Origin of the sequence: Acinetobacter sp. YH12249, assembly GCF_013417475.1 — a bacterium.
Classification (GTDB): Bacteria; Pseudomonadota; Gammaproteobacteria; order Pseudomonadales; family Moraxellaceae; genus Acinetobacter.
Genome location: NZ_VPDX01000001.1, coordinates 154,986 through 179,493, shown reverse-complemented (window position 1 = coordinate 179,493; position 24,508 = coordinate 154,986). Strand labels below are relative to the sequence as shown.

At 43.8% G+C, this 24,508-nt stretch carries 25 protein-coding genes and 2 tRNA genes; 11 read left to right on the top strand and 16 right to left on the bottom strand.

Annotation, left to right across the window (positions count from 1 at the left end):
• Window positions 1-57: 57 nt before the first annotated feature.
• Window positions 58-1,857, bottom strand: coding sequence for an excinuclease ABC subunit UvrC (uvrC, locus tag FTV25_RS00865; protein ID WP_180002514.1), 1,800 nt, complete (start codon window positions 1,855-1,857; stop codon window positions 58-60).
• Between the two features lie 224 nt (window positions 1,858-2,081).
• Here uvrC and FTV25_RS00860 point away from each other — a divergent pair, with 224 nt between their 5' ends.
• A complete protein-coding gene (locus FTV25_RS00860; protein ID WP_180002513.1) occupies window positions 2,082-3,146 on the top strand; it encodes an AAA family ATPase in 1,065 nt (354 codons plus the stop codon).
• Here the strand turns inward: FTV25_RS00860 and FTV25_RS00855 are convergent.
• Both FTV25_RS00855 and lpxO read right to left on the bottom strand, forming a co-directional pair.
• Complete coding sequence (locus tag FTV25_RS00855) at window positions 3,143-3,559, bottom strand: PH domain-containing protein (RefSeq protein ID WP_159123727.1); 417 nt, start codon at window positions 3,557-3,559, stop codon at window positions 3,143-3,145. The genes FTV25_RS00860 and FTV25_RS00855 overlap by 4 nt on opposite strands.
• A gap of 108 nt (window positions 3,560-3,667) precedes the next feature.
• Entirely contained in the window at window positions 3,668-4,585 is a 918-nt protein-coding gene (gene lpxO, locus FTV25_RS00850; RefSeq protein ID WP_166136817.1) for a lipid A hydroxylase LpxO, read from the bottom strand.
• A gap of 489 nt (window positions 4,586-5,074) precedes the next feature.
• Between lpxO and fadB the strand changes: the two genes are divergently transcribed.
• Window positions 5,075-7,225, top strand: a complete 2,151-nt coding sequence (gene fadB / locus FTV25_RS00845; protein WP_159123725.1) for a fatty acid oxidation complex subunit alpha FadB — start codon at window positions 5,075-5,077, stop codon at window positions 7,223-7,225.
• A gap of 12 nt (window positions 7,226-7,237) precedes the next feature.
• Window positions 7,238-8,410 (top strand): acetyl-CoA C-acyltransferase FadA, encoded by a 1,173-nt coding sequence (fadA, locus tag FTV25_RS00840; protein ID WP_180002512.1) that lies wholly within the window; start codon window positions 7,238-7,240, stop codon window positions 8,408-8,410.
• Between the two features lie 46 nt (window positions 8,411-8,456).
• Here fadA and FTV25_RS00835 read toward each other — a convergent pair whose 3' ends face one another.
• Window positions 8,457-9,179: a HipA N-terminal domain-containing protein gene (locus tag FTV25_RS00835; RefSeq protein ID WP_180002511.1), complete on the bottom strand. Its 723-nt coding sequence runs from the start codon at window positions 9,177-9,179 to the stop codon at window positions 8,457-8,459.
• Between the two features lie 26 nt (window positions 9,180-9,205).
• The gene (locus tag FTV25_RS00830; RefSeq protein WP_180002510.1) at window positions 9,206-10,132 is read right to left on the bottom strand and encodes a HipA domain-containing protein; all 927 of its coding nucleotides are present in this window, start codon (window positions 10,130-10,132) and stop codon (window positions 9,206-9,208) included.
• 243 nt (window positions 10,133-10,375) lie between these two features.
• Here FTV25_RS00830 and FTV25_RS00825 point away from each other — a divergent pair, with 243 nt between their 5' ends.
• Window positions 10,376-10,882: a hypothetical protein gene (locus FTV25_RS00825; protein WP_159123721.1), complete on the top strand. Its 507-nt coding sequence runs from the start codon at window positions 10,376-10,378 to the stop codon at window positions 10,880-10,882.
• A 99-nt stretch (window positions 10,883-10,981) separates the two neighbouring features.
• On the opposite strand, the gene tehB is transcribed toward FTV25_RS00825, so the two are convergent.
• The 7 genes from tehB to FTV25_RS00790 form a co-directional block, all read right to left on the bottom strand.
• Entirely contained in the window at window positions 10,982-11,848 is an 867-nt protein-coding gene (tehB, locus tag FTV25_RS00820; RefSeq protein ID WP_180002509.1) for an SAM-dependent methyltransferase TehB, read from the bottom strand.
• Window positions 11,849-12,037: 189 nt separating this feature from the next.
• Complete coding sequence (locus FTV25_RS00815; protein WP_180002508.1) at window positions 12,038-12,787, bottom strand: hypothetical protein; 750 nt, start codon at window positions 12,785-12,787, stop codon at window positions 12,038-12,040.
• Between the two features lie 241 nt (window positions 12,788-13,028).
• Window positions 13,029-13,529, bottom strand: coding sequence for a hypothetical protein (locus FTV25_RS00810; protein ID WP_180002507.1), 501 nt, complete (start codon window positions 13,527-13,529; stop codon window positions 13,029-13,031).
• 228 nt (window positions 13,530-13,757) lie between these two features.
• Complete coding sequence (locus FTV25_RS00805; protein ID WP_179991949.1) at window positions 13,758-14,279, bottom strand: hypothetical protein; 522 nt, start codon at window positions 14,277-14,279, stop codon at window positions 13,758-13,760.
• A gap of 204 nt (window positions 14,280-14,483) precedes the next feature.
• Window positions 14,484-14,559: transfer RNA gene (locus FTV25_RS00800), tRNA-Phe, on the bottom strand.
• 136 nt (window positions 14,560-14,695) lie between these two features.
• A tRNA-Phe gene (locus tag FTV25_RS00795) sits at window positions 14,696-14,771 on the bottom strand.
• Window positions 14,772-14,964: 193 nt separating this feature from the next.
• Entirely contained in the window at window positions 14,965-15,342 is a 378-nt protein-coding gene (locus FTV25_RS00790) for a GNAT family N-acetyltransferase (protein WP_004781604.1), read from the bottom strand.
• 96 nt (window positions 15,343-15,438) lie between these two features.
• On the opposite strand from FTV25_RS00790, the gene hisB reads away from it, so the two are divergent.
• The 5 genes from hisB to FTV25_RS00765 all read left to right on the top strand — a co-directional run bounded on the left by hisB (window position 15,439) and on the right by FTV25_RS00765 (window position 19,419).
• Window positions 15,439-16,032 (top strand): imidazoleglycerol-phosphate dehydratase HisB, encoded by a 594-nt coding sequence (gene hisB / locus FTV25_RS00785; protein ID WP_005232589.1) that lies wholly within the window; start codon window positions 15,439-15,441, stop codon window positions 16,030-16,032.
• Window positions 16,032-16,649: an imidazole glycerol phosphate synthase subunit HisH gene (gene hisH / locus FTV25_RS00780; RefSeq protein WP_004781601.1), complete on the top strand. Its 618-nt coding sequence runs from the start codon at window positions 16,032-16,034 to the stop codon at window positions 16,647-16,649. The genes hisB and hisH overlap by 1 nt, the downstream gene beginning before the upstream one ends.
• Window positions 16,650-16,782: 133 nt before the next feature.
• The gene (locus FTV25_RS00775) at window positions 16,783-17,463 is read left to right on the top strand and encodes a 3'-5' exonuclease (RefSeq protein WP_373683614.1); all 681 of its coding nucleotides are present in this window, start codon (window positions 16,783-16,785) and stop codon (window positions 17,461-17,463) included.
• A gap of 222 nt (window positions 17,464-17,685) precedes the next feature.
• A complete protein-coding gene (gene hisA / locus FTV25_RS00770; RefSeq protein ID WP_005232592.1) occupies window positions 17,686-18,420 on the top strand; it encodes a 1-(5-phosphoribosyl)-5-[(5-phosphoribosylamino)methylideneamino]imidazole-4-carboxamide isomerase in 735 nt (244 codons plus the stop codon).
• Window positions 18,421-18,489: 69 nt separating this feature from the next.
• Complete coding sequence (locus FTV25_RS00765; protein WP_180002506.1) at window positions 18,490-19,419, top strand: DMT family transporter; 930 nt, start codon at window positions 18,490-18,492, stop codon at window positions 19,417-19,419.
• 62 nt (window positions 19,420-19,481) lie between these two features.
• On the opposite strand, the gene FTV25_RS00760 is transcribed toward FTV25_RS00765, so the two are convergent.
• The 3 genes from FTV25_RS00760 to FTV25_RS00750 are packed head-to-tail and all read right to left on the bottom strand — an operon-like array spanning window position 19,482 to window position 21,498.
• Window positions 19,482-19,877, bottom strand: coding sequence for a hypothetical protein (locus tag FTV25_RS00760; protein ID WP_004781593.1), 396 nt, complete (start codon window positions 19,875-19,877; stop codon window positions 19,482-19,484).
• 20 nt (window positions 19,878-19,897) lie between these two features.
• Window positions 19,898-20,524, bottom strand: a complete 627-nt coding sequence (locus FTV25_RS00755; protein WP_034170207.1) for a DUF1294 domain-containing protein — start codon at window positions 20,522-20,524, stop codon at window positions 19,898-19,900.
• A gap of 26 nt (window positions 20,525-20,550) precedes the next feature.
• On the bottom strand, window positions 20,551-21,498 hold the full coding sequence (locus FTV25_RS00750; protein WP_180002505.1) for a homoserine kinase: 948 nt from the start codon (window positions 21,496-21,498) through the stop codon (window positions 20,551-20,553).
• Window positions 21,499-21,611: 113 nt separating this feature from the next.
• On the opposite strand from FTV25_RS00750, the gene hisF reads away from it, so the two are divergent.
• Window positions 21,612-22,370: an imidazole glycerol phosphate synthase subunit HisF gene (hisF, locus tag FTV25_RS00745; RefSeq protein WP_004781588.1), complete on the top strand. Its 759-nt coding sequence runs from the start codon at window positions 21,612-21,614 to the stop codon at window positions 22,368-22,370.
• Window positions 22,371-22,708: 338 nt separating this feature from the next.
• Here the strand turns inward: hisF and FTV25_RS00740 are convergent, their stop codons facing one another.
• Window positions 22,709-23,302: a hypothetical protein gene (locus tag FTV25_RS00740; RefSeq protein ID WP_180002504.1), complete on the bottom strand. Its 594-nt coding sequence runs from the start codon at window positions 23,300-23,302 to the stop codon at window positions 22,709-22,711.
• A 108-nt stretch (window positions 23,303-23,410) separates the two neighbouring features.
• On the opposite strand from FTV25_RS00740, the gene FTV25_RS00735 reads away from it, so the two are divergent.
• Window positions 23,411-24,481, top strand: a complete 1,071-nt coding sequence (locus FTV25_RS00735; protein WP_180002503.1) for an AraC family transcriptional regulator — start codon at window positions 23,411-23,413, stop codon at window positions 24,479-24,481.
• The last annotated feature ends 27 nt before the right edge of the window (window positions 24,482-24,508 follow it).

Here is a 24,508-nt window from a genome sequence, read left to right as displayed (position 1 = left end):
TGACCTTTGACTCGAAGGTCAATGTGCATTTTTGCACTTGTAATTGATATAAAACGATTACTCATGCAGAACTTTATAAATCATCCGGGCCATGACCGAACCCAGACCCGGTACCAGTTGCAGATCTTTTTCTGAAGCTTTAAGCACACCCTGAATCCCACCAAAATGGGTCAATAAATCACGACGGCGCTTCGGCCCTAATCCTGGGATCACTTCCAATACGGATGAACCCCGTTTTTTATCGCGTTTGGCCCGATGGCGGGTAATGGCAAAACGGTGAGCTTCATCACGTACCTGCTGGATCAGATGCAGGGCCTTATGATCTTCTGGAAGCTGGATCTTGCTGCCATCGGTAAAATGCAGGGTTTCCAGACCCGGCTTACGCCCTTCGCCTTTAGACACACCGACCATAAAGGCATCCAGCCCAAGTTCCTGCATGACTTCCATCGCCATATGCAATTGCCCTTTACCACCGTCAATCAGCAGCAAATCTGGCAGCATGGCTTTTTTATAACGACGGGTTAAGGCCTGACGCATCGCGGCATAGTCATCACCCGCCTGAATATCATTGATAGAAAACTGGCGATAATCGCGTTTGCGCGCGCCTCCACTATCAAAGACTACGCAAGAAGCAACCGTATCTTCACCCATGGTATGCGAGATATCGAAACACTCAATCCGATCTACCGGCCGTCCTACGACCTCCTCTAACTGATGGAAACGTTCATTCAGCTCAAAGTGATTGGCCAGCTTGCCCTGAATGGCATGTTGCACATTCATCTGTGCAAGTTCCAGCCATTCGGCACGGGTTTCCCGAACTTTGGATTTGATCTGAATTTTCTTGTCAAAATGTTGAGAAAGTGCGGCTTCCAGCTCCTTCCGATCTGGCATTTCAATATTTACGATCAGTTCAGAAGGAATTTCATCGGCAACCTGGAAGTAGAAGTTGGCAATAAAATCCGAGAGCATTTGTCCCAGATCGTCACTCAGCATATCCGGAAAATAGCCTTTACCGCCGAGCATCTTGCCATTACGCACATGCATGATCTGCACACAAGTTACTCCTGCCTGGTAGGCAATCGCCAGAATATCTGCCTCACCTTTGACTTTATAAATCGCCTGCTGGGCCTGTACGTCACGCAGTAATGCCATCCGGTCACGATAAAATACCGCCTTTTCAAATTCCAGATTTTCTGCGGCTGCTTCCATCTTGGCAATCAGTTCCTGATTCAACTCTTTGGTATCGCCTTGCAGGAAGCGAATCGAATTATTGACATCTTCCTGATAATCCTCAGGTGAAATCAGGCCGACACAAGGGCCGGAACAGCGCTTGATCTGATATTGCAAACAAGGTCGAGTACGATTGGCAAAGAAACCATTCTCACAGGAACGTACATTGAATAATTTTTGCAGAATAACCAAAGTATCGCGGGCATTGTAAGCACTCGGATAAGGTCCAAAGAACTTGCCGACCTGATGTTTGCCCTTGCCACGACCGCTGGCAATCCGCGGATAGGGCTTGTCTACAGAGACAAAAATATAGACATAGGATTTGTCATCACGCAGCATGATGTTATACGGTGGACGATGCAGCTTGATCAGGTTTTGCTCTAGCAATAAAGCTTCAGTTTCTGAACGCACCACCAAGGTCTGAATGTCATAAATCCGTGCCACCAAAGCTTGAGTCTTGGGATGATCAAGGGTTTTGACAAAATAACTAGATACCCGATTTTTCAGGTTCTTGGCTTTTCCCACATATAAGAGTTCGCCATCTTTGCCATACATCCGGTAGACCCCGGGTAAGGTGGTCATATTGGCCAAGATTTTTTCAATATGAGGGCGTGCGTTCTCGTTCACCTAAAACCTATTTTTCACCTGCAATATGCAGATATATGTGATGTTTAATGTGTCATTTTCAAGCGATGACACAAAATTCACCCGAACTGTCATCGAAAGTGAAACAGGTTATGCCCAGACCGCCGTATTTATAAGCAACCCAATATGGTCTGATTGCTAAAAGCTATAAGTCGCCTGAACTAACTTTGCTATGCTCGACAGGTTCAATCTCGAGATGATCCAAGATGACAAGTTCCCAATCCGGTATTCATGTTGTGCAACCTGCCACTTCTAGCCATAGCCAGTCTGAGCGTGACCGTTTAATTGGGAAACCGCGTTTTCATTTTGAACCTCTGGCTGTGATGCAGTTGCTACGGGAACGGATCATCGGTCAGGATGCCGCCTTAAATGAAATTGAAAAAATGCTGCATGTGGTCAAGGCTGACTTTTCCAGTCCTGAACGTCCGCTTTCGGTTACCTTAATGCTTGGCCCGACCGGTGTCGGCAAAACCGAGACCGTGCGTCTGATTGCCGAAGCAATTTATGGCCGTCCTGATGCTTTCTGCCGGATTGATATGAATACTTTGGCGCAGGAACATTATGCAGCTGCCCTGACTGGCGCGCCTCCGGGTTATGTGGGCTCTAAAGAAGGCCATAGCCTGTTTGATGAAACCGCTATTGCCGGAAGCCATACCCGTCCCGGCATCATGCTGTTTGATGAACTGGAAAAAGCCAGTACTGAAGTGATTCGTGGTCTGATGAATGTACTGGATACTGGTCGACTGACGTTGACTGCTGGTACCAAAACCATCGATTTTCGTAACTGCATAATTTTTATGACCAGTAATGTCGGTGCACAGGCCGCGCAACAATATCTGGAAAAACTCAGCTATCTGCCGCAAAAAATGCAACAATTATGTCTGAAAAAAGTACCGACCCAGCAGATCATTGAAAAAGTCATGCAGCGCAAGTTCGATCCCGAATTTTTAAACCGGATTGACCGTACCTTGCACTATCAGGCCGTCCAAAATGATACCCTGCCACGACTCGTTGAGATTGAGCTGGATAAATTAAATCAACGTCTGCAACATCAGAAACGACAGATTCACCTCACTGATGCAGCCAAGGCCCATTTTTATCAGGGTCATGACATCCGTTATGGCGCCCGTCATCTGGGCCGAAAAATACGGACTGAACTGGAACCCATCTTAGCGATTTATTTCCTGAACCATCCAGAACAACTGCAACTCCATCTGGACTGCATTAATGGTCAATTGCTAGTTCAGCCTCAAGCCTCCGATTCCAATTAAACTGTTTGATGTGCTTGAATCGCCTGAATCAATGCATCCGGGTCTTTAGGTGAAATCAGGACATACTTTTGTTGATCTGCCAGCATATAGCTAACTTTTAAACGCTTGAAAGACAAAGCAGGTGCAATTTCTGAGTGATCTGTAGGCTGGATATTCTGAATCGAACCAAGCGGAATTTGCCAGGTCAGCCACAAGCTTTTGATAATCAACTGCCCATCCTGCACGATATAACGGGTACTCCAAACCGGCCACCAGACCAAGAGGATTGTGAGTATATAGACTGCGGTATGCACCGGATATTGAGCCATCGTCCCTTTGGCCTGCATGGTCAGTAATAATTGCAATAACAAACCGCTCATACAGATCAAAAATGCCAGCAGCCACCAGTCTTTTTTGGAACGAAATACACGCATCATCTTCCCCCTATTTTGTTTTATCTTACACAAAATCAGAATGATGTGGTGAATCTCTGCAAGTAATAAAAAACGCCCATGTGGGCGCTTTATTTTTTATGTTGCAGCTTAGGCAAACAGATAAGGACGAATAAAGATCAGGAAGAAAATACCCAGCATCAGGAACCATTTCAGGAAATAGTACAGCTGGCGGTTCTGTGCTTTTAAAGCTTTGGCTTTTACCCGGAGTTGATAGACATAACCAAAGACTTTGTTTAAGCCACCAGTCTGATCCCCAACCTCATTCGGTGAACTGGCTGCTGTCATCACTTTTTTACCAAACCAGTGATTGAAGCGTTCCATCCAGCGGGTTTTTAAAGGTCGCTCGACATCAGCAAAGAAAATGATCCGGTTCTGGTCAGTCTTGTTTTCGGCATAATGAATATAGGTTTCATCAAATACCACGCTCTCGCCGTCGCGCCAGGAATAACGCTGACCATCGACATCGATAAAGCAGCGGTCATCATTCGGGGTCATTAAGCCCAAGTGATAACGCAATGAACCGGCATAAGGGTCACGATGACGGACCAAACGGCTATCGGGTGCCAGCTCGGTAAACATGGCCGCTTTAATGGTAGGCAAAGTTTTGAGCAAGGCGGTAGTTTTTGGGCAGAGTTCTGCTGCAGAGGGATGCGCCGAGTCATACCATTTTAAATAGAAGCGTTTCCAGCCAGTCTTAAAAAATGAGTTAAACCCCAGGTCATCATATTTGCTCGAAGCCTTGATCCCGCCTTTCTGATAGAGTGCCTGTGCTTCGTCACGAATCATTTCCCAGTTTTCATCCAGCACTTTTAGGTCTTTAAAATGCTGCGTATCGATATAAGGCTGATTCGGTACGCGTGAAAAGGCGTACATCAGAAAATTGATCGGTGCAAACAGGGTCGAATGGTCAAAAAACTGGCGATAAAAAGAATGCCGAACTGTGCCACGTCGCTGAATATATAACGCTGAGATGACAAAGATGGCCAAAATAATCCACTTAAGCATATCAATACCCAAAAAATCCTAGCCCTAAAAAAGAACGGGGAAAAATAAAAAAGTCACATCTGGGCCGCATTATAACAAAGCTGCTTTTGCTCTCCCTACCCGCTTGTAGAACACAGCGTTGCATACATTTTCTTACATCCGTATCGAATAATTTGAATCTCAATTGACTATTTTGACCAAAACACCACACAGCAAACATTCCCTATCTGGTCAATTTACGTTATAAAAACAGCGCGACAGCAATAAAAAAGTGAAATTGAAACAATAACTTCATTACACTGCGATAACGGTTCACTGTATTCCGGACATGACAACACCTTGATTGAGCGATGAAAATTGATGACCCTTGCGTCACGGCTTGATACAACTTGTGTTGTTCTTTTTGGATATAGTTATCGTAAGATTAGCGAAGTAAAAAAGTGCGCGGGAAATGCGCGCTTGCTTCACAACATCAACTTAGAAGTCCTCCAAAATAAAGGAGATCAGGGCATGATCCACGCTGGCAATGCCATTACCGTCCAAATGCTTGAGGACGGAATTGCAGAATTCCGCTTTGACTTACAAGGTGAGTCGGTTAACAAATTCAACCGTGCAACGATTGAAGATTTCAAGGCTGCGATCGACGCAGTTTCCGCTGCTGACATTCAGGGTTTAATCGTGACTTCAGGCAAGTCTACATTTATTGTAGGTGCTGACATTACTGAGTTCGGCGATAACTTTGCTCAAGGCGAACAGGCAATTGTTGACTGGGCACTACCAGTTCATGAAATTTTTAACAGCTTCGAAGACCTGGACATTCCTAAAGTTGCCGCGATTAACGGTATGGCACTAGGTGGCGGTTTCGAGATGTGCTTAGTCTGTGACTACCGTGTGATGTCAGAACAGGCGCAAGTCGGCCTGCCTGAAATCAAACTTGGTATCTTCCCTGGTTTCGGTGGTACGGTTCGTTTAAGCCGTCTGATCGGTATCGACAATGCAGTTGAATGGATGGCCATGGCTACTCCGAAAAAACCGGCTGCTGCACTGAAAGATGGTGCTGTTGATGCGGTTGTGGCTGCAGACAAACTGAAAGATGCTGCGATTGACCTGTTGAAACAGGCAATTCACGGTCGTTTAGACTGGCAAACAAAACGCCAGGAAAAACTGGATCCAATCAAGCTGAACATGCTTGAGCAAATGATGGCGTTCAATACGGCGAAAGGTGCGGTTCTTGCAAAAGCAAACCCTGCTCAATACCCAGCGCCAAAACTATTGCTTGATTCTCTTCAGGCAGGTGCAAGCTTACACCGCGATGAAGCGTTAAAAGTTGAAGCTCAAGGCTTTGCGAAAGCTGCGGTAACTCCACAAGCAGGTGCGTTAATCGGTCTGTTCCTGAACGACCAGGTTGTGAAGAAAACTTCTAAGAAATATGAACAAGGTGCACATCCAGTGAACCAGGCTGCCGTTCTAGGCGCAGGGATCATGGGTGGTGGTATTGCTTACCAGGCGGCAAGCAAAGGCACTCCAATCATCATGAAAGACATCGGTAACCAGCAACTTGCACTGGGTATGTCTGAAGCAAACAAACTGCTGACCAAGCAGGTTGAACGCAAGAAGATGAAGCCGGCGCAAATGGGTGAAACCCTTGCTCGCATCCGTCCTACTTTAAGCTATGACGAGTTTAAAGAAGTCGACATCGTGATCGAAGCAGTAACTGAAAACCCGAAAGTGAAAGGCATCGTATTGAAAGAAACTGAATCTAAAGTACGTGAAAACACAATTATTGCGTCGAACACGTCTACGATTTCAATCACGCGTCTGGCTGAAAATCTGGAACGTCCTGAAAACTTCGTCGGTATGCACTTCTTTAACCCGGTACACATGATGCCACTGGTAGAAGTGATTCGTGGTGAGAAGACTTCTGCTGAAGCGATTGCAACGACTGTTGTTCTTGCTCAGAAAATGGGTAAAACACCAATCGTAGTGAATGACTGCCCGGGCTTCCTGGTAAACCGCGTACTGTTCCCTTACTTCGGTGCATTTGACCTGTTACTGAAAGATGGTGCTGACTTCCAGCAAATCGATAAAGTGATGGAAAAATTCGGCTGGCCTATGGGTCCTGCTTACCTGATGGACGTGGTTGGTATCGATACTGGCGTTCACGGTGCAGAAGTGATGGCTGAAGGCTTCCCGGATCGTATGAAACCTGATTTCAAAGGTTCGATCCAAGTGATGTACGAAAACAACCGTCTGGGTCAAAAGAATGACGTTGGTTTCTACAAATACGAACTTGACCGTAAAGGCAAAAAAGCCAAAGTGGTTGATCCAACCGCATACGAACTTGTGGCATCTGTTGCAACTGCTGAAAAACGTGAATTTGATCCTCAAGAGATCATTGACCGTATGATGCTGGCTTTCTGTAACGAAACTGTTCGTTGCCTGGAAGACAACATTGTTGCAACTCCGGCTGAAGCAGATATGGCGATGATCATGGGTGTAGGCTTCCCTCCATTCCGTGGTGGTCCATGCCGTTATATCGACCAAACTGGTGTAGCTGAGTATGTTGCACTTTGCGACAAATACGCGCACTTAGGTAAGGCTTATGAAGCGCCGCAATCATTGCGCGACATGGCTGCTAACAACAAAAAATTCTACGGTTAAGGAGTGACGTGAATGGCTACTTTAAATCCACGTGACGTTGTGATTGTTGATGGCGTACGTACTGCCATGGGCAAATCGAAAAACGGTATGTTCCGCAATGTACGTGCCGACAGCATGTCAGCTGAACTTATCCGTGCGTTGATGGTTCGTAATGAATTCGATCCGAATGAAGTCGAAGATGTGATCTGGGGCTGTGTGAACCAGACTCTGGAACAAGGGATGAACATTGCGCGTAACATCGCATTGTTAGCTGACCTTCCTAAGACTGTTGCAGGTCAAACGGTTAACCGTCTGTGTGGTTCTTCTATGCAGGCAATCCACACTGCGGCTGCACAGATTGCGACTAACCAGGGTGATATCTTCATCATCGGTGGTGTAGAGCATATGGGCCACGTAGGTATGATGCACGGCATCGACCTGAACCCTGCTGCATCTAAGCACTATGCAAAAGCATCAAACATGATGGGCCTGACGGCTGAAATGCTGGGTCGCATGAACGGCATTACTCGTGAAGAACAGGATGCGTTTGGTGTTGAATCTCACCGCCGTGCCTGGGCTGCAACTGAAAATGGTCTGTTCCAGAACGAGATCGTAGGCATTGAAGGTCATAATGCTGACGGTTACAAAGTTCTGTGCGATATCGATGAAGTGATCCGTCCGGATGCCAACATTGAAACTTTCCGTGCTTTGCGTCCAGTATTCGATCCTAAAGGCGGTACAGTGACTGCTGCAACATCTTCAGCATTGTCTGATGGTGCATCTGCAATGCTGTTAATGTCTGCTGAACGTGCTCAAGCGCTTGGTTTGAAACCACGTGCTGTGATCCGTTCTATGGCGGTTGCAGGTTGTGATGCTGCGATCATGGGTTATGGCCCTGTTCCAGCAACTCAAAAAGCATTGAAACGTGCTGGTCTGACCATTGAAGACATGCAAACTGTAGAGTTAAACGAAGCGTTTGCCGCACAAGGTCTGTCTGTTCTTAAAGGCTTAGGTCTATACGAGAAACAGGACATCGTGAACTTGAGCGGTGGTGCGATTGCATTGGGTCACCCATTGGGCTGTTCTGGTGCGCGTATTACTACTTCCCTACTAAACATCATGGAACAGCAAGATACTCAAATCGGTCTTGCAACGATGTGTATCGGTCTGGGTCAAGGTATCGCGACAATCATCGAACGTGTTTAATTCTTAAATAATTCGAGACAGAAAACCCCGCTTATTGCGGGGTTTTTTAACAAGTAGTGAACTCTTCATCACTAAATGCTGTAAAACTAGTTGGCCAAGGAGCTTTCAATTCACATAAAATTTTAAACTGAGATGGTGCATCTTTATTAATCTTTTCAATAGAAATCTCAATTTGTTCATCGTTTAAATAGTTTCTAAGATTTTTTAAATCCTTGCATAAATAATGAGGTAAATAACCTACTTTCATATTATCTTCTTTAAGAAGAATCGTAGCATCAGGATTAATATCATTAAACTTATCTATTTGATAATTTAATCGATCATGAACTTTCAATTCAGTAAGTTTCGCTTTCTCTTCATCATTAAGATAATTAATACTACTTACAAAGAACTTGATACGATAGAAACCATCTTCATTCTTAGGAATATTTACAATCCTAAAATGATCTGTCTTTTTCTCCCCACCAGAGATAGCCAATAGTTCTAAGTAATCTTTAGATTCTGCTGATAAACCAGACCACTCAAACATACTGTCATGCTCTGGACGACTTTCTGGAATTAACCTATTTCTAAAAAAGCTAAACAAGCGTGGTGAAGTATAACTTTTCGAAGTATCTTGCATGCTTGGAAAAGATGAAAACTTCTTATGTTGCGCTCCCTTAGTATATTTTAAAATATAATTAAGAGAGTCGTCTTGAGTCAGCTTTGCAACAGGATGCCACATTCTTGTGCCTGTTGAATCTTGCCACATTACGAATACACTTTTCATGATGACAATTACTCACTTACTCTAGTTTATAAGTTAGGACTTAAAGCTAACAAATTTGATTTGTTGCATTGAATCAATTTAAATGTGAAATCTTTGGCAACCTGAGTCATTAATTCCTCTGGCACTCTAGATATTAAAAGACGAATTTCCTCATCATCTAACTCTTTTAATATTTTTAGCCAACTTTTCGCTGCTTCTCTTTCCATTAAAGCATATTCATTAAAAGCATCAAGTAGCTTAATACGACTGTCTATTTCTCGATTTAAGAACCATGATTTAGCTTTAAGAACGAATTGAGAAACTTGTTGTCCTCTATCCTTTGAAGTAAGTCTTTTTGTTCTCATCTCATCACTAATATTTCTAGCTAGACTGGCACCATGATCATAACTAGGAGCCAAGTGATTGACACCTTTTACTGTTATTATTGCTCCCCAATTTTCATTATGTCTGTCTTGATTTGAAATTAAAGCATCAAACATTAAATAACCTATAAAAAACTCACTTGCAGTTTTAATATCTTTTAAGCTACTAAAACCAATAGGTTTATTAATAACTGTATTTAACATTATTTGGTGAACATCATCTACGTATTGAATATTAGGATTGTTGCCATCTTCAGAGCTAACAAATGTTTCGAGCAATTCATTCCCTAGAATGAGTTGTTCACCACGTTCAGAAATAAAATTCTTAGTAATAACTCCTCTTTTACCCTTATAAACAGCCAATTCATAATGAGCATGAGGTAATCCTAATAAAGCTGCTAATTCACAAGCTATTTTTTCTGCCCAATCTTCACCTAACCGAATACCATTATTAGATTCAACACTCTTAAATAAGAATTCTTCACCATCAGAGGAATACCAAAATTTACTTTTTGTTCCTAAAGGTTCTAAAAGATCTGATTCCACATGAGAAATATCGTAAATTTCATAATCTTCTAATGCTTCTTCCATGTTACCCCAAGTTAATTATTAAAACTGAATTTGAAATTTTTACTGCGACACCCATTGTCGTAATTCTTCTTTCATAGGTATTTGATTTAATCATATATGTAGAGTTTAAAACTGAAAATAGAAATGTTATCCCTTTGTAAATTTAGTTGAATATTCAACCAATAAAAACTTATCCATCAGCCACTTATATTTGACAGGCGTATCATAACCTCACATTTCTCTCCTTTATTTATGGGGTTATGCATGAAAATGCTTAAAACACTTCTAGCAACTGCAATCGTTGCAACTTCAGCTTCTGCTATGGCTTCTGCAACAGTTTCTCCTGTTGCTGCAATGAAAGAACAAGCAAAAACTGTTGCCGCTCAAACTGCTCAACAAGCAACTGCGCCTGCACAAGCAAAAGTAGCGACTGCGACTGTTAAAGCACAAGACTCTGCTGCCAAAGCTACTGCTGAGAAACAAGCGGCTGTCGCTAAAGTAGAAGCAACTCAACAACAAGCTGCTCAAACTAAAGAAGCAGCAAAAACTGAAGCGGCTCAAAAAGTAGAAGCTGCAAAAGCTGCACCTGCAGATATGAAAAAAGTAGCGGATTCTAAAGTAGAAGCCGTGAAAACCGATGCAGCTGTAAAAACTGCTGAAGTAAAAGAAGCAACTGTAGCAAAAGCTGAAGAAGTAAAAGCAGCACCTGCCGAAGCAGCTGTAAAAGCCGAGAAAAAAGGCTGGTTCTCTTGGTTTAAAAAATCTGCTTAAGATATTTTAAATCCATAAAAAAAGATGTCCGAGTGGCATCTTTTTTTATTTTTAGCTCTTTCAGATTTAAAGCCAAAAATTTAAAGACCTATAAATCTCTTATTCAACTTTTTGGGCTAGCATGGTCGCAAAATGCTGCTTGATCCGGTTGCCCTGTTCATCTACACGATGTAATTCACCGACATTTTCATTATATTTCACCAGATTCCAGCCTTCATAATAGGTACTGAGCTGCTCCGGCTTAAAACTAAATGGAAAGTCTGGCTGTACCGGAATATCATCGGTATCCATCGCACAGACAATCAGGTTATAACCGCCCGGCACTGTCGCCTGCTGCATCTGTGCAATAAGTGGTGGAATGGTATCGGCCTGCAGGAACATCATCACCACTGTACAGCAAATGAAGTCATATTGACCCTGAATACTGGGGTCAAGATTTAAATCCCGTTGCTGAACCTGAATATTCCCGATTTCTTCATTCTGAATGATCTGTCTTAAGGTCTGTAGACTATTTTCATTCACATCCCAGGCGTCGACTTCAAAACTGTTCTGACTCAAATACAACGAATTGCGGCCTGAACCACAACCGACATCCAGCGCACGACCACCCTTTAAATACGGCATAGCCGCCAGAATTTCCGAATGGGTCGGGCTTAGCTGATATTTCTTAGTGAAGTAATCCTCAGGTTTGCAGTAAAAACGCAGCTGACATTCTGCATCTTCACTAGCCGCAACGATCTTATGCCAGACCTGTGGCTCAATGAACGGCGGTTGCTGCTCTGGCGTAAATACATGTTCAGACTGTACATGACCTGACGGATCCAGCATGGCAAAATGCAGCTCACCTTTAAGAACGGTCAGCTTTGCCCAAGTGCCTGCTTTGGTATTGTGTGGCTGCTTGAACCCTTGTGGGATAGCTTGCTGCGTCCAGACCGGAAATTCTTTATAACATTTCAATTGTTGCATAAAAGATTGTGCTCCCTCTTCTCGCTTTCCGTCTGCAAGCATGCTTCTGGATATTCATTTTTCTCAAGCATAGCTGGTTCTATTACAGATGAGAACTGGTACATCTTTGATGTAAGCAATGCAACAAGACTAATTCTGACAGAAAAACATCATGTCATTTAGAGATAAGAAATCATAAGATCCTTATACTTAGAGTTTGTTCTCTGCCTCTTTAAGTGCCTGCTGATCCACTTGAGTCATTTGCTGGTTGAGCTGCACTATTTCCTGATACAGCTTATTGAATTGCTTTAAGGGTGCATCTTCATAGAACATAAAGGTCTGATTTTTCTTTTCCCATTTATTGTTTTTCAGCACCAGAAATAACTGGTCTGCTTTGGCCAGACTCTGTTTTTCAATTTCAAAAATTGCATGGGCATTATCCTGCTGCTGATTGGCTTTCAGATTATCTGCCAGCTGCTGACGATAACGGTTTTTAATATCCAGCTGTTTCACCTGCTCTAACTGCTGGGTTGCCCGCTGCTGAATTGTCTGTTCATAGCTATCGACAATTTCATGCACGCGCTTCAGCATGGCTTCAGTTTCTTTATAGTCTTGAGCCTGATCTTTGGCTAAGCGGTCAATGTCCAGAAAACGATCCCAGTTCGCTGCTTTGAGGTCACGTAAATACTGATTACGAGCCTCGGCACGATCACGCATCTGACCCAGAATAAACTGGGCCATTACGGCATAATCTCCATCCAAACGATCATCTTCCAGATCAATCTGAATCGGTTTAGACCAATCCTGTGCCTGTTGCAAAATAGATCCAGTTTTTTCTTCCAGTACCGTTTCATATTCTTGCAAATCGGCCTGCTGTTTTTGCTCTACAGAATTTTGATAAAATAACCAGATCAAAATTGCCAGTACCACTCCAGCGATAATCATAAAAACACGGGGCATCTACACGCTCCAGGTCTGTCATCCAGATCTTGTTGATTTTTTACACTATGCTTATTTTTCCAGCATAATTCAAGACATAGAGCTTTTCACATTTGTGAACGTGCTTCCTCAATACTGAAAAAATGAATCCAGTAAAAAGCCTGAAGAAAGGAAATAAGTTTTCAGACTTCCTTTCTTCATGACGTGATCTGGCTATACCGAAACTGACTGACCTGATCAGCCTGACCCATCGGATTGTGTGCTAGCGCGAACCAAAAGGCAGACTGAGCTCAAGCCGATTCGGATCAAACTGCTCCCTGACGATCTGGACATTGGTTGCATTCCGGTCAATGCCAAAAGGTTGCAAAATCACATAGATTCCATTTCTTGGATCTGAGGACTGCAAGCCTTGCGCTACTGCCAGTACATATTCCCGGAACACAGTAGGCAGACTGTCCAGATCTGGATTAGGCGCTGCTGCCCCTACGTCAATATTTGCAACGACATCACCATCGACACTATAAGCCTGGATATCGCGTTCAATTTTCATCAGGCGCATCTGCAAAGCCTTACGCTGGCTGGCACCTTCCTGATAAGGCGTTATTTCCGTCACAGCACGCATTTCAGGCTCTGCCATGACAGTTAAGGTGGGAAGTACCGTTGCTTCAGAATGAGCAGGAGCTGCATGACTCAGTACAGGGAGAGTAAAAGCAGTACAGGTCAGCATCAGGCCCAAGCTTTGAATGGATTTTAGGAGATTCATCTTATTACCCCTCGGTTGGAAAAGGGAAAGCGTCAGATTAAATCTTACAAGTAATACAGCTTCTTATTGTTAAGTTTGATAAACGGTCAATCGAATCCATTACACCCTCATAAAGCCAACCAGCAAATCAGGAGTAAAGCTCCTAAAAAATATGAATTATTCAGAAGTTAGATTTAAAAAAGCAAAAATCCCCAATATGGGGATTGATTTGCATTACTGGCTCATCCTTTAAGGAGATCTTGGAAATTGCGCTACAGGAGATGGATTGTTGTAGTTTTCTAATAAGCCCAGATTCACCTTGTCCAGATTAATCTGTAGTTGAAGACCGCGTCCTGGTTGCAAGCTGCTGCTACGATCGATCCCGACATTCTCCAGCAGTGTATACAGCCCTTGGGTTGGATCACCAGATTGTAAGCCCTGGGCAATGGTCATCACATACTGTTGCAGTGCAGGTGACAGTAAACTCAAATCTGGAGCTTGGGTCGGCTTAATATCGAGGTTTGCCAGCACATTTGGATTGACCATAAAATTTTCTGCATCCTTAGTTCCCCGGATTACCTGATGCTGCAAGGCAAGACGATTGGCTTCATTCTCAATAAACGGGACATAGCCAGTCTCATTACTCATTTCAGGTTCAGCCATAATGGTCATCGTCGGTAAGGTAAGTACCGGTTTCTGTTCTTCTGCATGTACTGCTATGCTCAATGTACCTAACAGAATCCCAAATAAAGATGTTTTTAGACTATTCATGGGCTTTCCCCCTACTTCAAATTTCACAACCTGAGTGCCTTTATCGGTTGCTAAAGTCTGTATTTAATTATCTATTAGATTACCTTGATTATTTTGAGAACTCATTCCTGCTCAGATGAATGGCAAAACAAGTTAATTCTTAGGCTGAATCAAAAATCACAGGCGAAAAAAAACCTCAAACATTGTTTGAGGTTTTTTCGAATATGGTGGCGAGACCCAGGATCGAACTGGGGACACACGGATTTTCAATCCGTTGCTCTACCAACTGAGCTATCACGCCGATGCGGTGTATTAAGCCGTATCTGGACACATTAGTCAATCGAAATTATGAAAAAAAAGATTGAGTGTCTGAATTTTGGCCTAAAAAAAATCCCTGATGGGATCAGGGATTGAAAACTTTAAAACCGTTTTGAATATGGTGGCGAGACCCAGGATCGAACTGGGGACACACGGATTTTCAATCCGTTGCTCTACCAACTGAGCTATCACGCCGATGTCGCGTATTAAACAGTTTCAGCTCTTAATCGTCAAGTACATAACGTATAAAAATCATCAAATGTTTACTTTTCCATCGATTTGCATGTTTATACAGCAATATTTTCAGCAAATACCTGACTAATAAAATAAATTGAATCCGGTATTTACAAAAAAAGCAGCCCGAAGGCTGCTTGAAATTTATCTATATTTAAATTTTTTCAAGATTTGCCAGACATCGGTGAATGGCCCCGCATCCCGGTACGAATGCTTTTACTCCTTTTTCCTCTTCCATGCGGCATGCCTCACTCACCAGCCTTTCTGCAACCCCGCGTCCACGGTTGGCCGGATGCACCACAATATTTTCCAGGGTCCGGCTTTCGCCTTGTCCCGTGCACCAGATGGCGCCGATGATTTTGGTGTTAAATTCTGCGGTATAAAGTAAGGTATACTGTGCAAGGTTTTGCTCTAGATGTTCAATGGCATCTGCCCCATCACTAAATTCAGGGCTAGTGTCATACAGTCGCTCAAGCTGGCTGCGCACTTCGTCGTTTTCTAGAGAAGTATAAGCATGTACGGTAATAGGCATTGATAAACCCTCCTGAGCAATCTAATATGCGGTGACGTCGTCACGGCGAAAATATTTTCTACATCAATCATTTTGACGTATTTGAGGAACGTGTCTATGACAGATCGTATCAGTGAAGTGGTAAGAAATACCAACGAAACCAAAATTCGAGTTCGTTTGAACCTCGATGGTACTGGTCAAGGCACTTTAAACACTGGTATTCCATTTTTAGATCATATGATTGATCAAATCAAGCGACATGGTCTGTTCGATATTGATATTCATTGTGATGGAGATCTGGAAATTGATGACCATCATACCGTAGAAGACTGTGGTATTACCTTAGGTCAGGCCTTCGCTCAGGCTTTGGGTGATAAAAAGGGCCTACGTCGTTATGGACACTTCTATGCGCCGCTTGATGAATCTTTAAGCCGTGTCGTGGTGGATCTGTCTGGCCGTCCGGGTCTGTTTATGGACATTCCATTTACCCGCGCCATGATTGGCCGTTTTGATGTAGACCTGTTCTCTGAGTTCTTCCAGGGCTTTGTCAACCACTCGCTGATGACTGTACACATTGATAACCTGAAAGGTAAAAACAGTCACCACCAGATCGAAAGTGTATTTAAGGCGTTTGCCCGTGCACTGCGTATGGCATGTGAAGTTGATCCACGTGCTGCGAATACTGTTGCTTCAACCAAAGGTACCTTGTAATGACCCGTATTGCCCTTCTTGACTATGGCATGGGAAACCTACACTCAGCAGCCAAAGCACTTGAACACGTCGGTGCAACGGTAGATGTAACCAATGATCCAAAACTGATCGCCCAAGCCGACAAAATCGTTTTTCCGGGTGTAGGTGCAATGCGTGACTGTATGCAAGGCATGCATGAAGCTGGAATTGATGAAGTCGTACGTAATGCCGTGTTCAACAAACCGGTATTGGCCATCTGTGTCGGTATGCAGGCCCTGATGCAACGTTCCGAAGAAAATGGCGGTGCGGATGCACTGGGCATTTTTGCCGGTGAAGTCAAACACTTCCCGGAAATGGCAGGTTTAAAAGTACCGCATATGGGCTGGAACCAGGTACATCAGGCCGATCCAAGCCATCCAATGTGGAAAGACATTGCTCAGGATGCACGTTTCTATTTCGTGCACAGTTACTATGTGGAACCACAAGATCCAAGCATCGTGGCAGCGACCTGTAACTATGGTATTGATTTCTGTACTGCCCTGCATAAAGACAACCTGTTTGCGACCCAGTTCCATCCGGAAAAGAGCCATACTGCAGGCCTTCAATTGCTAAAAAACTTTGTGGATTGGAATATCTAATCCAATACATTCAAAAAGCTCGCATCATGCGGGCTTTTTTATGGGCTACAGCTTAAAATTTTATTTTTGAAAAATAATTCACATCCAAGCTTCCTTCTCTAAGGTATGCTCTATTCAACCTGAATATTCATCAATGGAAGATGCTTTAATCATGGATACCCAGCTTAACGATATTCTGCCGAGTAAAGAGGCAATAGCAAATTTTCCACCTTTTCAAAATATCGCGCCTGAAAATATTGTGGTGATTAACAGCATTCAGCAATGTGAAGCTCTACGCGAAGAACTTGGGCAGATCGCAGTCTTTGGTCTGGACACTGAGTCTAAACCGACCTTCAAGGTTGGTGAAGTGTCCACTGGTCCGCATCTGATTCAGCTGGCCACTCTGGAAAAGGCCTACCTGTTTCAGATGAATGCTGCCATTTGGGATTTTCTGAAACCGATTTTTGCCAATCGTGACCAGATTAAAGTTGGTTTTGGCCTGAAAAATGATGCGCATCTCTTCCGTAAAAGAGGCATTGAGCTAAATAGTGTCATTGAACTGTCAAAGTGCTTTGGTGCGTTCGGCATTAAAAATCCTCTTGGATTAAAAAATGCGATGGCTTTGCTATTTCAGGTGAATTTTCCTAAATCGAAACGGGTTACGACATCGAACTGGGCGAAAAAACATCTCAGTCAGGCACAGATTGAATATGCGGCTGCAGATGCCTATGCACCTTTACTGGTCTTTGAAGAATTGCTGCACCGTGGCTTGGGACCCAAGGAAGTTCCCAATACTTCACTAAAATTGAAAATTCGCCCGCATTCAAAAATTTGAACAAACAGAAGATCAGTTTTCTAGCGAAATATCATTTTGATATCAGACTCCATCAGGAGTATTGCAAAGAATAAAAAAATTGAAGAATAAAATCCTGTCACTCCAGCATATCTTCAGACAGGTTTTCTTTTTTCATACCGTTTAAGAGTTAGAAATTTCGACTTTATTTGCTAAGATGAACTCACTGAAATTCATTCTAAAGATTGAGCAAGGAGCGAAAGCATGCTGATCATCCCTGCAATTGACCTGAAAGATGGCAAATGTGTCCGTTTAAAACAAGGTCGTATGGAAGACGATACTGTATTTTCTGACGATCCAGTGGCAACAGCACAGCATTGGGTAAATGAAGGCGCTCGCCGCTTGCATTTAGTAGATTTAAATGGTGCTTTCGCAGGTACACCGATTCATAAGCCAGTGGTAGAAGCCATTGCCAAATCACAGCCAGAATTGCCTATCCAGATTGGTGGCGGAATCCGCTCACTGGAAACTATCGAGCATTATCTGGAAGCAGGTGTATCTTTTGTGATTATTGGTACAAAAGCAGTGCAAAATCCTGAATTTGTAGAAGAAGCATGCAAAAAATTTGCAGGCCACATTATTGTGGGCATCGATGCCATGAACGGCATGGTAGCCACTGATGGCTGGGCGAATGTGACTGATGTAAAAGCGACTGATCTGGCAAAACGTTTTGCGGATGCTGGCGTGTCTAGTATTGTTTATACCGATATTGCCCGTGATGGCATGATGCAGGGTGTCAACATCGAGCAAACCGTACATCTGGCACAATATTCAGGTCTGCCTGTGATTGCTTCAGGTGGCGTAACCAATATGGATGACGTGCGTAATCTGAAAGATCAGCCTGGCATTTTAGGTGCGATTACCGGTCGTGCGATCTATGAAGGCACTTTAAATCTGCGTGAAGCACAATTATTGCTGGATGAACAAGAAGCGCTATAATAGCATCTGCTGAAAAAGAGGTCTGTGGACCTCTTTTTTTATTGTTCAATTTTTTTGATCCTCTCTCCCATGTCAACATCCGTTTCCCAAACTCCCTCTATCTGGAGAACTAAAGTTCCTCAACTTGCTCTGATCCTGATTACCATCATCTGGGGTGGCAGCTTTATCACTGTACAATATGGCCTGAATTTCAGTAGTCCGGTGATCTTTGTCGGATTACGCTTTGCAGCGGCGGCAATTGCCGTAACTCTGCTGTCGCTGAAGCACTTGAAAGGCATGACGCTTAAAGAAGTGGCAGCGGGTGCCATCATTGGGGCTGTGATTGCGATCGGTTATGGAACACAAACGGTGGGCTTGCAAACGATTAGTAGCAGTGAATCGGCCTTTTTGACTGCGCTATATGTTCCCTTAGTGCCTCTAATGCTGTGGCTGCTATTTCGTAAGAAACCACATTTTATGACCTGGGTCGGTGCCCTGTTTGCCTTTCTTGGCTTGGTCTTTTTAACCGGTAATGGCTTTGGTGCCATTCAGCTGAATTTTGGTCAGGCTTTGACTTTGCTCGGCTCGATTGCCATTGCGCTTGAGATTATTTTTATCAGTCATTTTGCTCCGAAGGTGAATACTCGGCGTGTCACCGTGCTACAACTCATTTTTGCCTCGCTATTTTGTTTTCTGATGGCACCGATGCTGGGTGAATCACAGTTACCTGACTTCCATTGGCATCTGGCAGGTATTTTGGTCGGTCTCGGTATTGCCAGTGCCTGTATTCAGCTAGTGATGAACTGGGCGCAGGAAATGGTAGATCCTTCTCAAGCTGCGATCATTTATGCCGGTGAACCGATCTGGGCAAGTTTATTTGGACGTATGGCGGGAGAACGTTTGCCTGCGCTGGCACTTCTAGGCGGATTGATGGTGGTACTTGGGGTGATTGCCAGCGAATGGAAACCCAAGTTTTTCAGAAAAGAAAAAATAGAAGAATTGAAGGAAGATCTTTCCTAAGGTCATGAGCTCCCCCTCTTAGAAAAGGGGGGAGTTTTTTATCTAGAGAAATATAGCTAATCTTATTTGGTATACATCGGTCGATTGTCATTCAGACGCATAATACCGCGAATCGCGCGATAGACAATCCAGATCCAGGAAACAAAAACCACAACCAGACAGAAAGTAGATGCACCAAAAGCGACGCCTGCAAACAGGTCCGGATCTTCATGGGTAAAGAACAGGAATAGGAATGGTACAAAGGCCACAATATTCCAGAACAGATACCACCAGAAACTGCGGATTTGCCAGGTAAAGTGACTTTCAAAAATCGAGCCTCGTACATCCGAGCGCTTCACATAGTTAATAATCAGTGCAATCACTGCCAGCAAGCCACCACTAAAAATGGCCACGATATATAAGATATAAAGAATCAGGGTTAGCGTGCGATTTGAGTCTTTATCAATTGAATAGTTCATCTACGCTCCTGTGGTTGTTTCTAGATATTCAGGCTGTTAAAGGGAGAAATCAGCCATATAATCAAAATGATGTTAAAAGCTATAGTACAAAAATAAATTTGCCGGAAGGGTTGTTTTTGTGTTTTATGACGTAATTTTTGCTGTGCCAGCCAGGCTGCCGGCCACCCTCCTAGAAATGCCACCAGATGCAGGGTATTTTCTGGAATACGGCGATTGCCCAGTTGTGCCGCTTCCTTATCCTGGGCATATAGCCAGTAACTGAGAACATTCATCAGGCTCACCAGTAACAGGATCATTCCACTCAACAATCCGGCTAAACTGAGTCCCGCCAGTACCAAAATATAGGCCACAGAAGCAACCTGCATCGGCTGTAGTTTTTCTGGCTGGCTTCGGCCTGATGTTTTAGTTTTTGTTTTTGCCGTTTTGGTTTGTGATGCTTTCAGGTACATAACCTGCTGGGCACGATAACGTCCCTGCTCATCTAGAATCACCAGATAATCTAGCGCACAACCAACAATTGGCCGTGGACCGGGACGGGCAAAATCTTTGATATGCAAAAACACGCGATCTTTGGCCGGATCATTGGGCTGAATAAAGCCATAGCCTTTGTCATCAAACCATTCTACCAAACGTCCCTGATCGCGCATTTTGCCTGTTCCTGTTTATTTTTAATTTAAGCTGTCACAAATTTTAAACGTTCAATCAGCATGTTACGCATCTCTTCCGGATTTTTTTGCAGAATATCTTCACCGGTGCGGCCTTCAGCAGCATTTTTCTGTGCCACCTGTAAACGCATCATCCAGAAACGGCCCGCAGCCATTGCCAGGTAAAGCTCCAGACATGATTTTTCATCCTCAGTCAATGGACGCACAGTTTCATAGGCTTTTAAAAAGGCATTGGCCTTTTCTGCATTTAAAGTAACTTCCGGATAATTGGTACAGAAGTCATTTAAAGTAATTGCAATATCAAACAGGAATTCATCTTTATTCAGCTCGTAAAAGTCCAGAATACCTTTCAGTTGGTCACCCTCAAACAGGGTATTGTCACGGAACAGATCCGAATGGATAAAGCCACGTGGACGATCCGGATATACTGCGGTTAAAGCTTCATACAGGCCCAGAAGTTTACCCAGTAAGACTTTATCTGCTGCGTTCAGGCTCGGTTTAATTTCCTGTGCTACGTTATACCAGTAGGCATGGTCACGGACAAAGGCACGCTCAAGTTTAAAATCTTTCAGTGCGACATGCATTTTGGCCTGAGCAATGGCAATCGCTTCCGCCTGCGCAACGGTAGATGGCATCGGATGCTCGCCCATCATGCGTGGTGCAATTTGTGCCGGCTTATTTTTTAGCGTATGAATGGCTTTGCCTGAGTGGGATAAAGGCACAGGTACGGCCAGACCTGCCTGCCCCAAATGCTGCAAGACCGGCACCAGTTCTCCGGCGGCCTGTTCATCCATATCTTCAAAAACGGTCAGCACATATTGCTGGTTTTCGCAGACCAGAAAATAGTTCGTATTCTGGATACCTCCTTGAATGGGAATCAGATCAATCACCTCAAGTCCATAAGGTGCTGCGAAATCCTGAACTTCCTTTAAAGTCAAAGTGGTATAAACCGACATAGAAAACCTGCGAAAAAACTTACATATTTTTGCTAGAATACCGTTTCCATCTACCAAGGTGTAGCGCTTGCGTGGGTGAGTTTCATAATCGGCTGTAATAATTGGAAAAATTTATGCTAGCTAAACGTATTATTCCTTGTCTGGACGTCGACAACGGTCGCGTAGTCAAGGGTGTTCAGTTCCTTGATATTCGTGATGCGGGTGACCCGGTAGAAGTGGCACGCCGTTATAATGAACAAGGTGCCGATGAAATTACTTTCCTTGATATTACCGCTACACATCATGGACGCGACACCACTTACCGTACCGTTGAGCGTATGGCTGAATCTGTATTCGTACCGCTTACCGTAGGCGGTGGCGTGCGTAAAGTCGAAGATATTCGTCTACTATTAAATGCAGGTGCGGATAAAGTCAGTATTAACTCGGCAGCAGTCTTCAACCCTGAGTTTGTACAGGAAGCCTCACAGCGTTTTGGTGCGCAATGTATCGTAGTAGCGATTGATGCCAAAAAAACTGGCGAGAATAAATGGGAAATCTTTACCCACGGCGGACGCAAACCGACTGGTATTGATGCACTGGAATGGGCAGAGAAAATGGCCAGCTATGGCGCAGGTGAACTGTTAATTACTTCCATGGATGCCGATGGCACCAAAGCAGGTTATGACATTCCCCTCATGCGCGCCATCAATGACCGCGTCACTGTGCCAACGATTGCTTCAGGTGGCGTAGGCAATTTGCAGCATCTGGCTGACGGGATTATCCATGGTGGTGCCGATGCAGTACTTGCCGCCTCTATTTTCCACTTTGGCCAGCATACCATTCCTGAGGCCAAGGCTTATCTAGCTGCTCAAGGTATTGAAATGCGTCTTTAAACGACAGCCTTCAAATGAAAAAGAGCGTGAATATCACGCTCTTTTTTTATGCATTATTCTTAGAAATCATTTAAATTCTGGACAAAAAAAAGGAGTCTTGCGACTCCCTATAAAAACCAAGAAGAACTACAGCACTTGGTATCTTTGACATTTACAATATAACTCAATCTGTATGCAGGTTGATAAGACTTTCAATCATCAACAGACGCAAATATAGGTGAAATCCTGAGCGCAATATTGACAATATATGCAGAATTTATTGACAAATCACGACAGGGTTAACCAAAGTGAGAAATGGTTAACATTTTATGTGGCAGATTACTCGAATTTTAAGTTATTTAATCACGATCTTTAGCCCATTTAGCCGGGAAATAACGCTGGGTTAAGTGGGTTAAGCGCATAGAGATCTGTTCCGGCAAGACAATACCAAGGGGATTTTTCTCCTGTAAATCTGCTGAGGAAATCACCCGGGTTCCCATTAAATAATCATACCAGGGCTTGGTTACACACCAGTTGGCGTCTTGGTTACTATTCATATGGTGATCATAATGCCAGGGAATTTTTTTTCTGGCCCATTCTGGCTCCAGATGTGCTCGCCGATGCATATAGAAATAATTGCCTGCACTATACAGCGTGGCCAAAAACATACCTTTGGACAAGGGATAAAAAGCCAGCCCGAATACGCTTGCTGCGACGGCCAGTGAACCGATTTCATTGCGGATTCGCCAGTTTTTCAAACCTTCCACATAGGCATAATCAGAAAATCTGGTCTTGCGAACTTCACGATGATGTTCCCAATGTGAACGCATGCTGTCCGGCACTGGGCTATAACGCGTCTGCCCTGCTCGATGCGTACCATGCAGCACATATTTATGCGCAAACCATTCAAAGCCATTGGCTACGACCAGTCCTGCTAGAAAGCCTTTCCACATGATCTTTTCCTCCCTGTTTGTTTACACTATAGGTCAAACAAAGGGCTAGATATTGACCGATAATTTCAATATCATTGACAAAAAACGACAGAACAAAAGAATTAAAAAATGCACGTTCCCCAAGATTATGTCGGTTCGGTATATGGTGGTTTAGGACATTTGCTTTTGGACTATTACCAGCTCAAACAACTGGACATCCCCAAGAAATTATTTGCGATCCAGAACCTGGAGCGTTTTGATTATATTCTCTGGCGCGATCTGCTCAGCCAGCTGGACCAGGAGTTGCAGCGGCCGGCACTCGGCCTGGAAATCGCGCAACTGGTGCAGGCCAAACATCTGGGTATTATTGGCTATCTGGCATTATCCAGTGAAACGCTGGGCGAAGCCTTTATGCGTTATCATGACTATCATCGCCTGATCTATGATGGCAGTCCTTTACAGGTCAGTCTGGATCGAGATTACCTGTCCATTTCCTGGAGCGAGATTCCGTTTAAAGTGAGTACGCAACTCACAGATGAGATTGCTATCGCGCTCATGACTGAATTTATTCGCTCAAGCATTCTTGACCAGCATCAACTGCATCTGCATGAAGTCCATTTTCAGCATCCGGTCAATAAAAATATTGCGGTCTATGAACAGTATTTCCGCTGCAAGGTCCGTTTTGGACAGGCCAAAAATCAGGTATTGATTCCTGTGAGTGAAATGTCTACGCCTTTAAAGAAAGGTGATCAGACCTTACAGAAATTACTGATGCAACAGGCAGAAGCGGTGCTGGAAAAACTTCCGAACTCCACCCAGATTGATCAGCGCTTGCAACAGGCGATTCTGGTGGGTCTGCAGAAAAATATGTTCCAGATTGAACATATCGCCAAACAGATGAATTTTTCTGTACGTCAGCTACAACGTTACCTGCAAAAACAGGGTCAGACCTATCAGCAGCGTATGCAGGAAATCCGCTGCATGATGGCCATGCAATATCTGAAAGACCCTCATCTGAGTCTGCAGGAAATCAGCATGCTGCTTGGCTATTCTGAGCAGAGCGCATTTCAGCGTGCCTTCAAGCAGTGGACGGCTCAAACACCACAACAATGGCGCTCAGAATATCTAAAAACCCAGGTGCAGGAAAAATTTCTGGACTATCCTGCTACCGCAAAGATTAATGTCCCATATCAGATTTAAAAGTTTGAATAAAATAAAAAAGCTCCT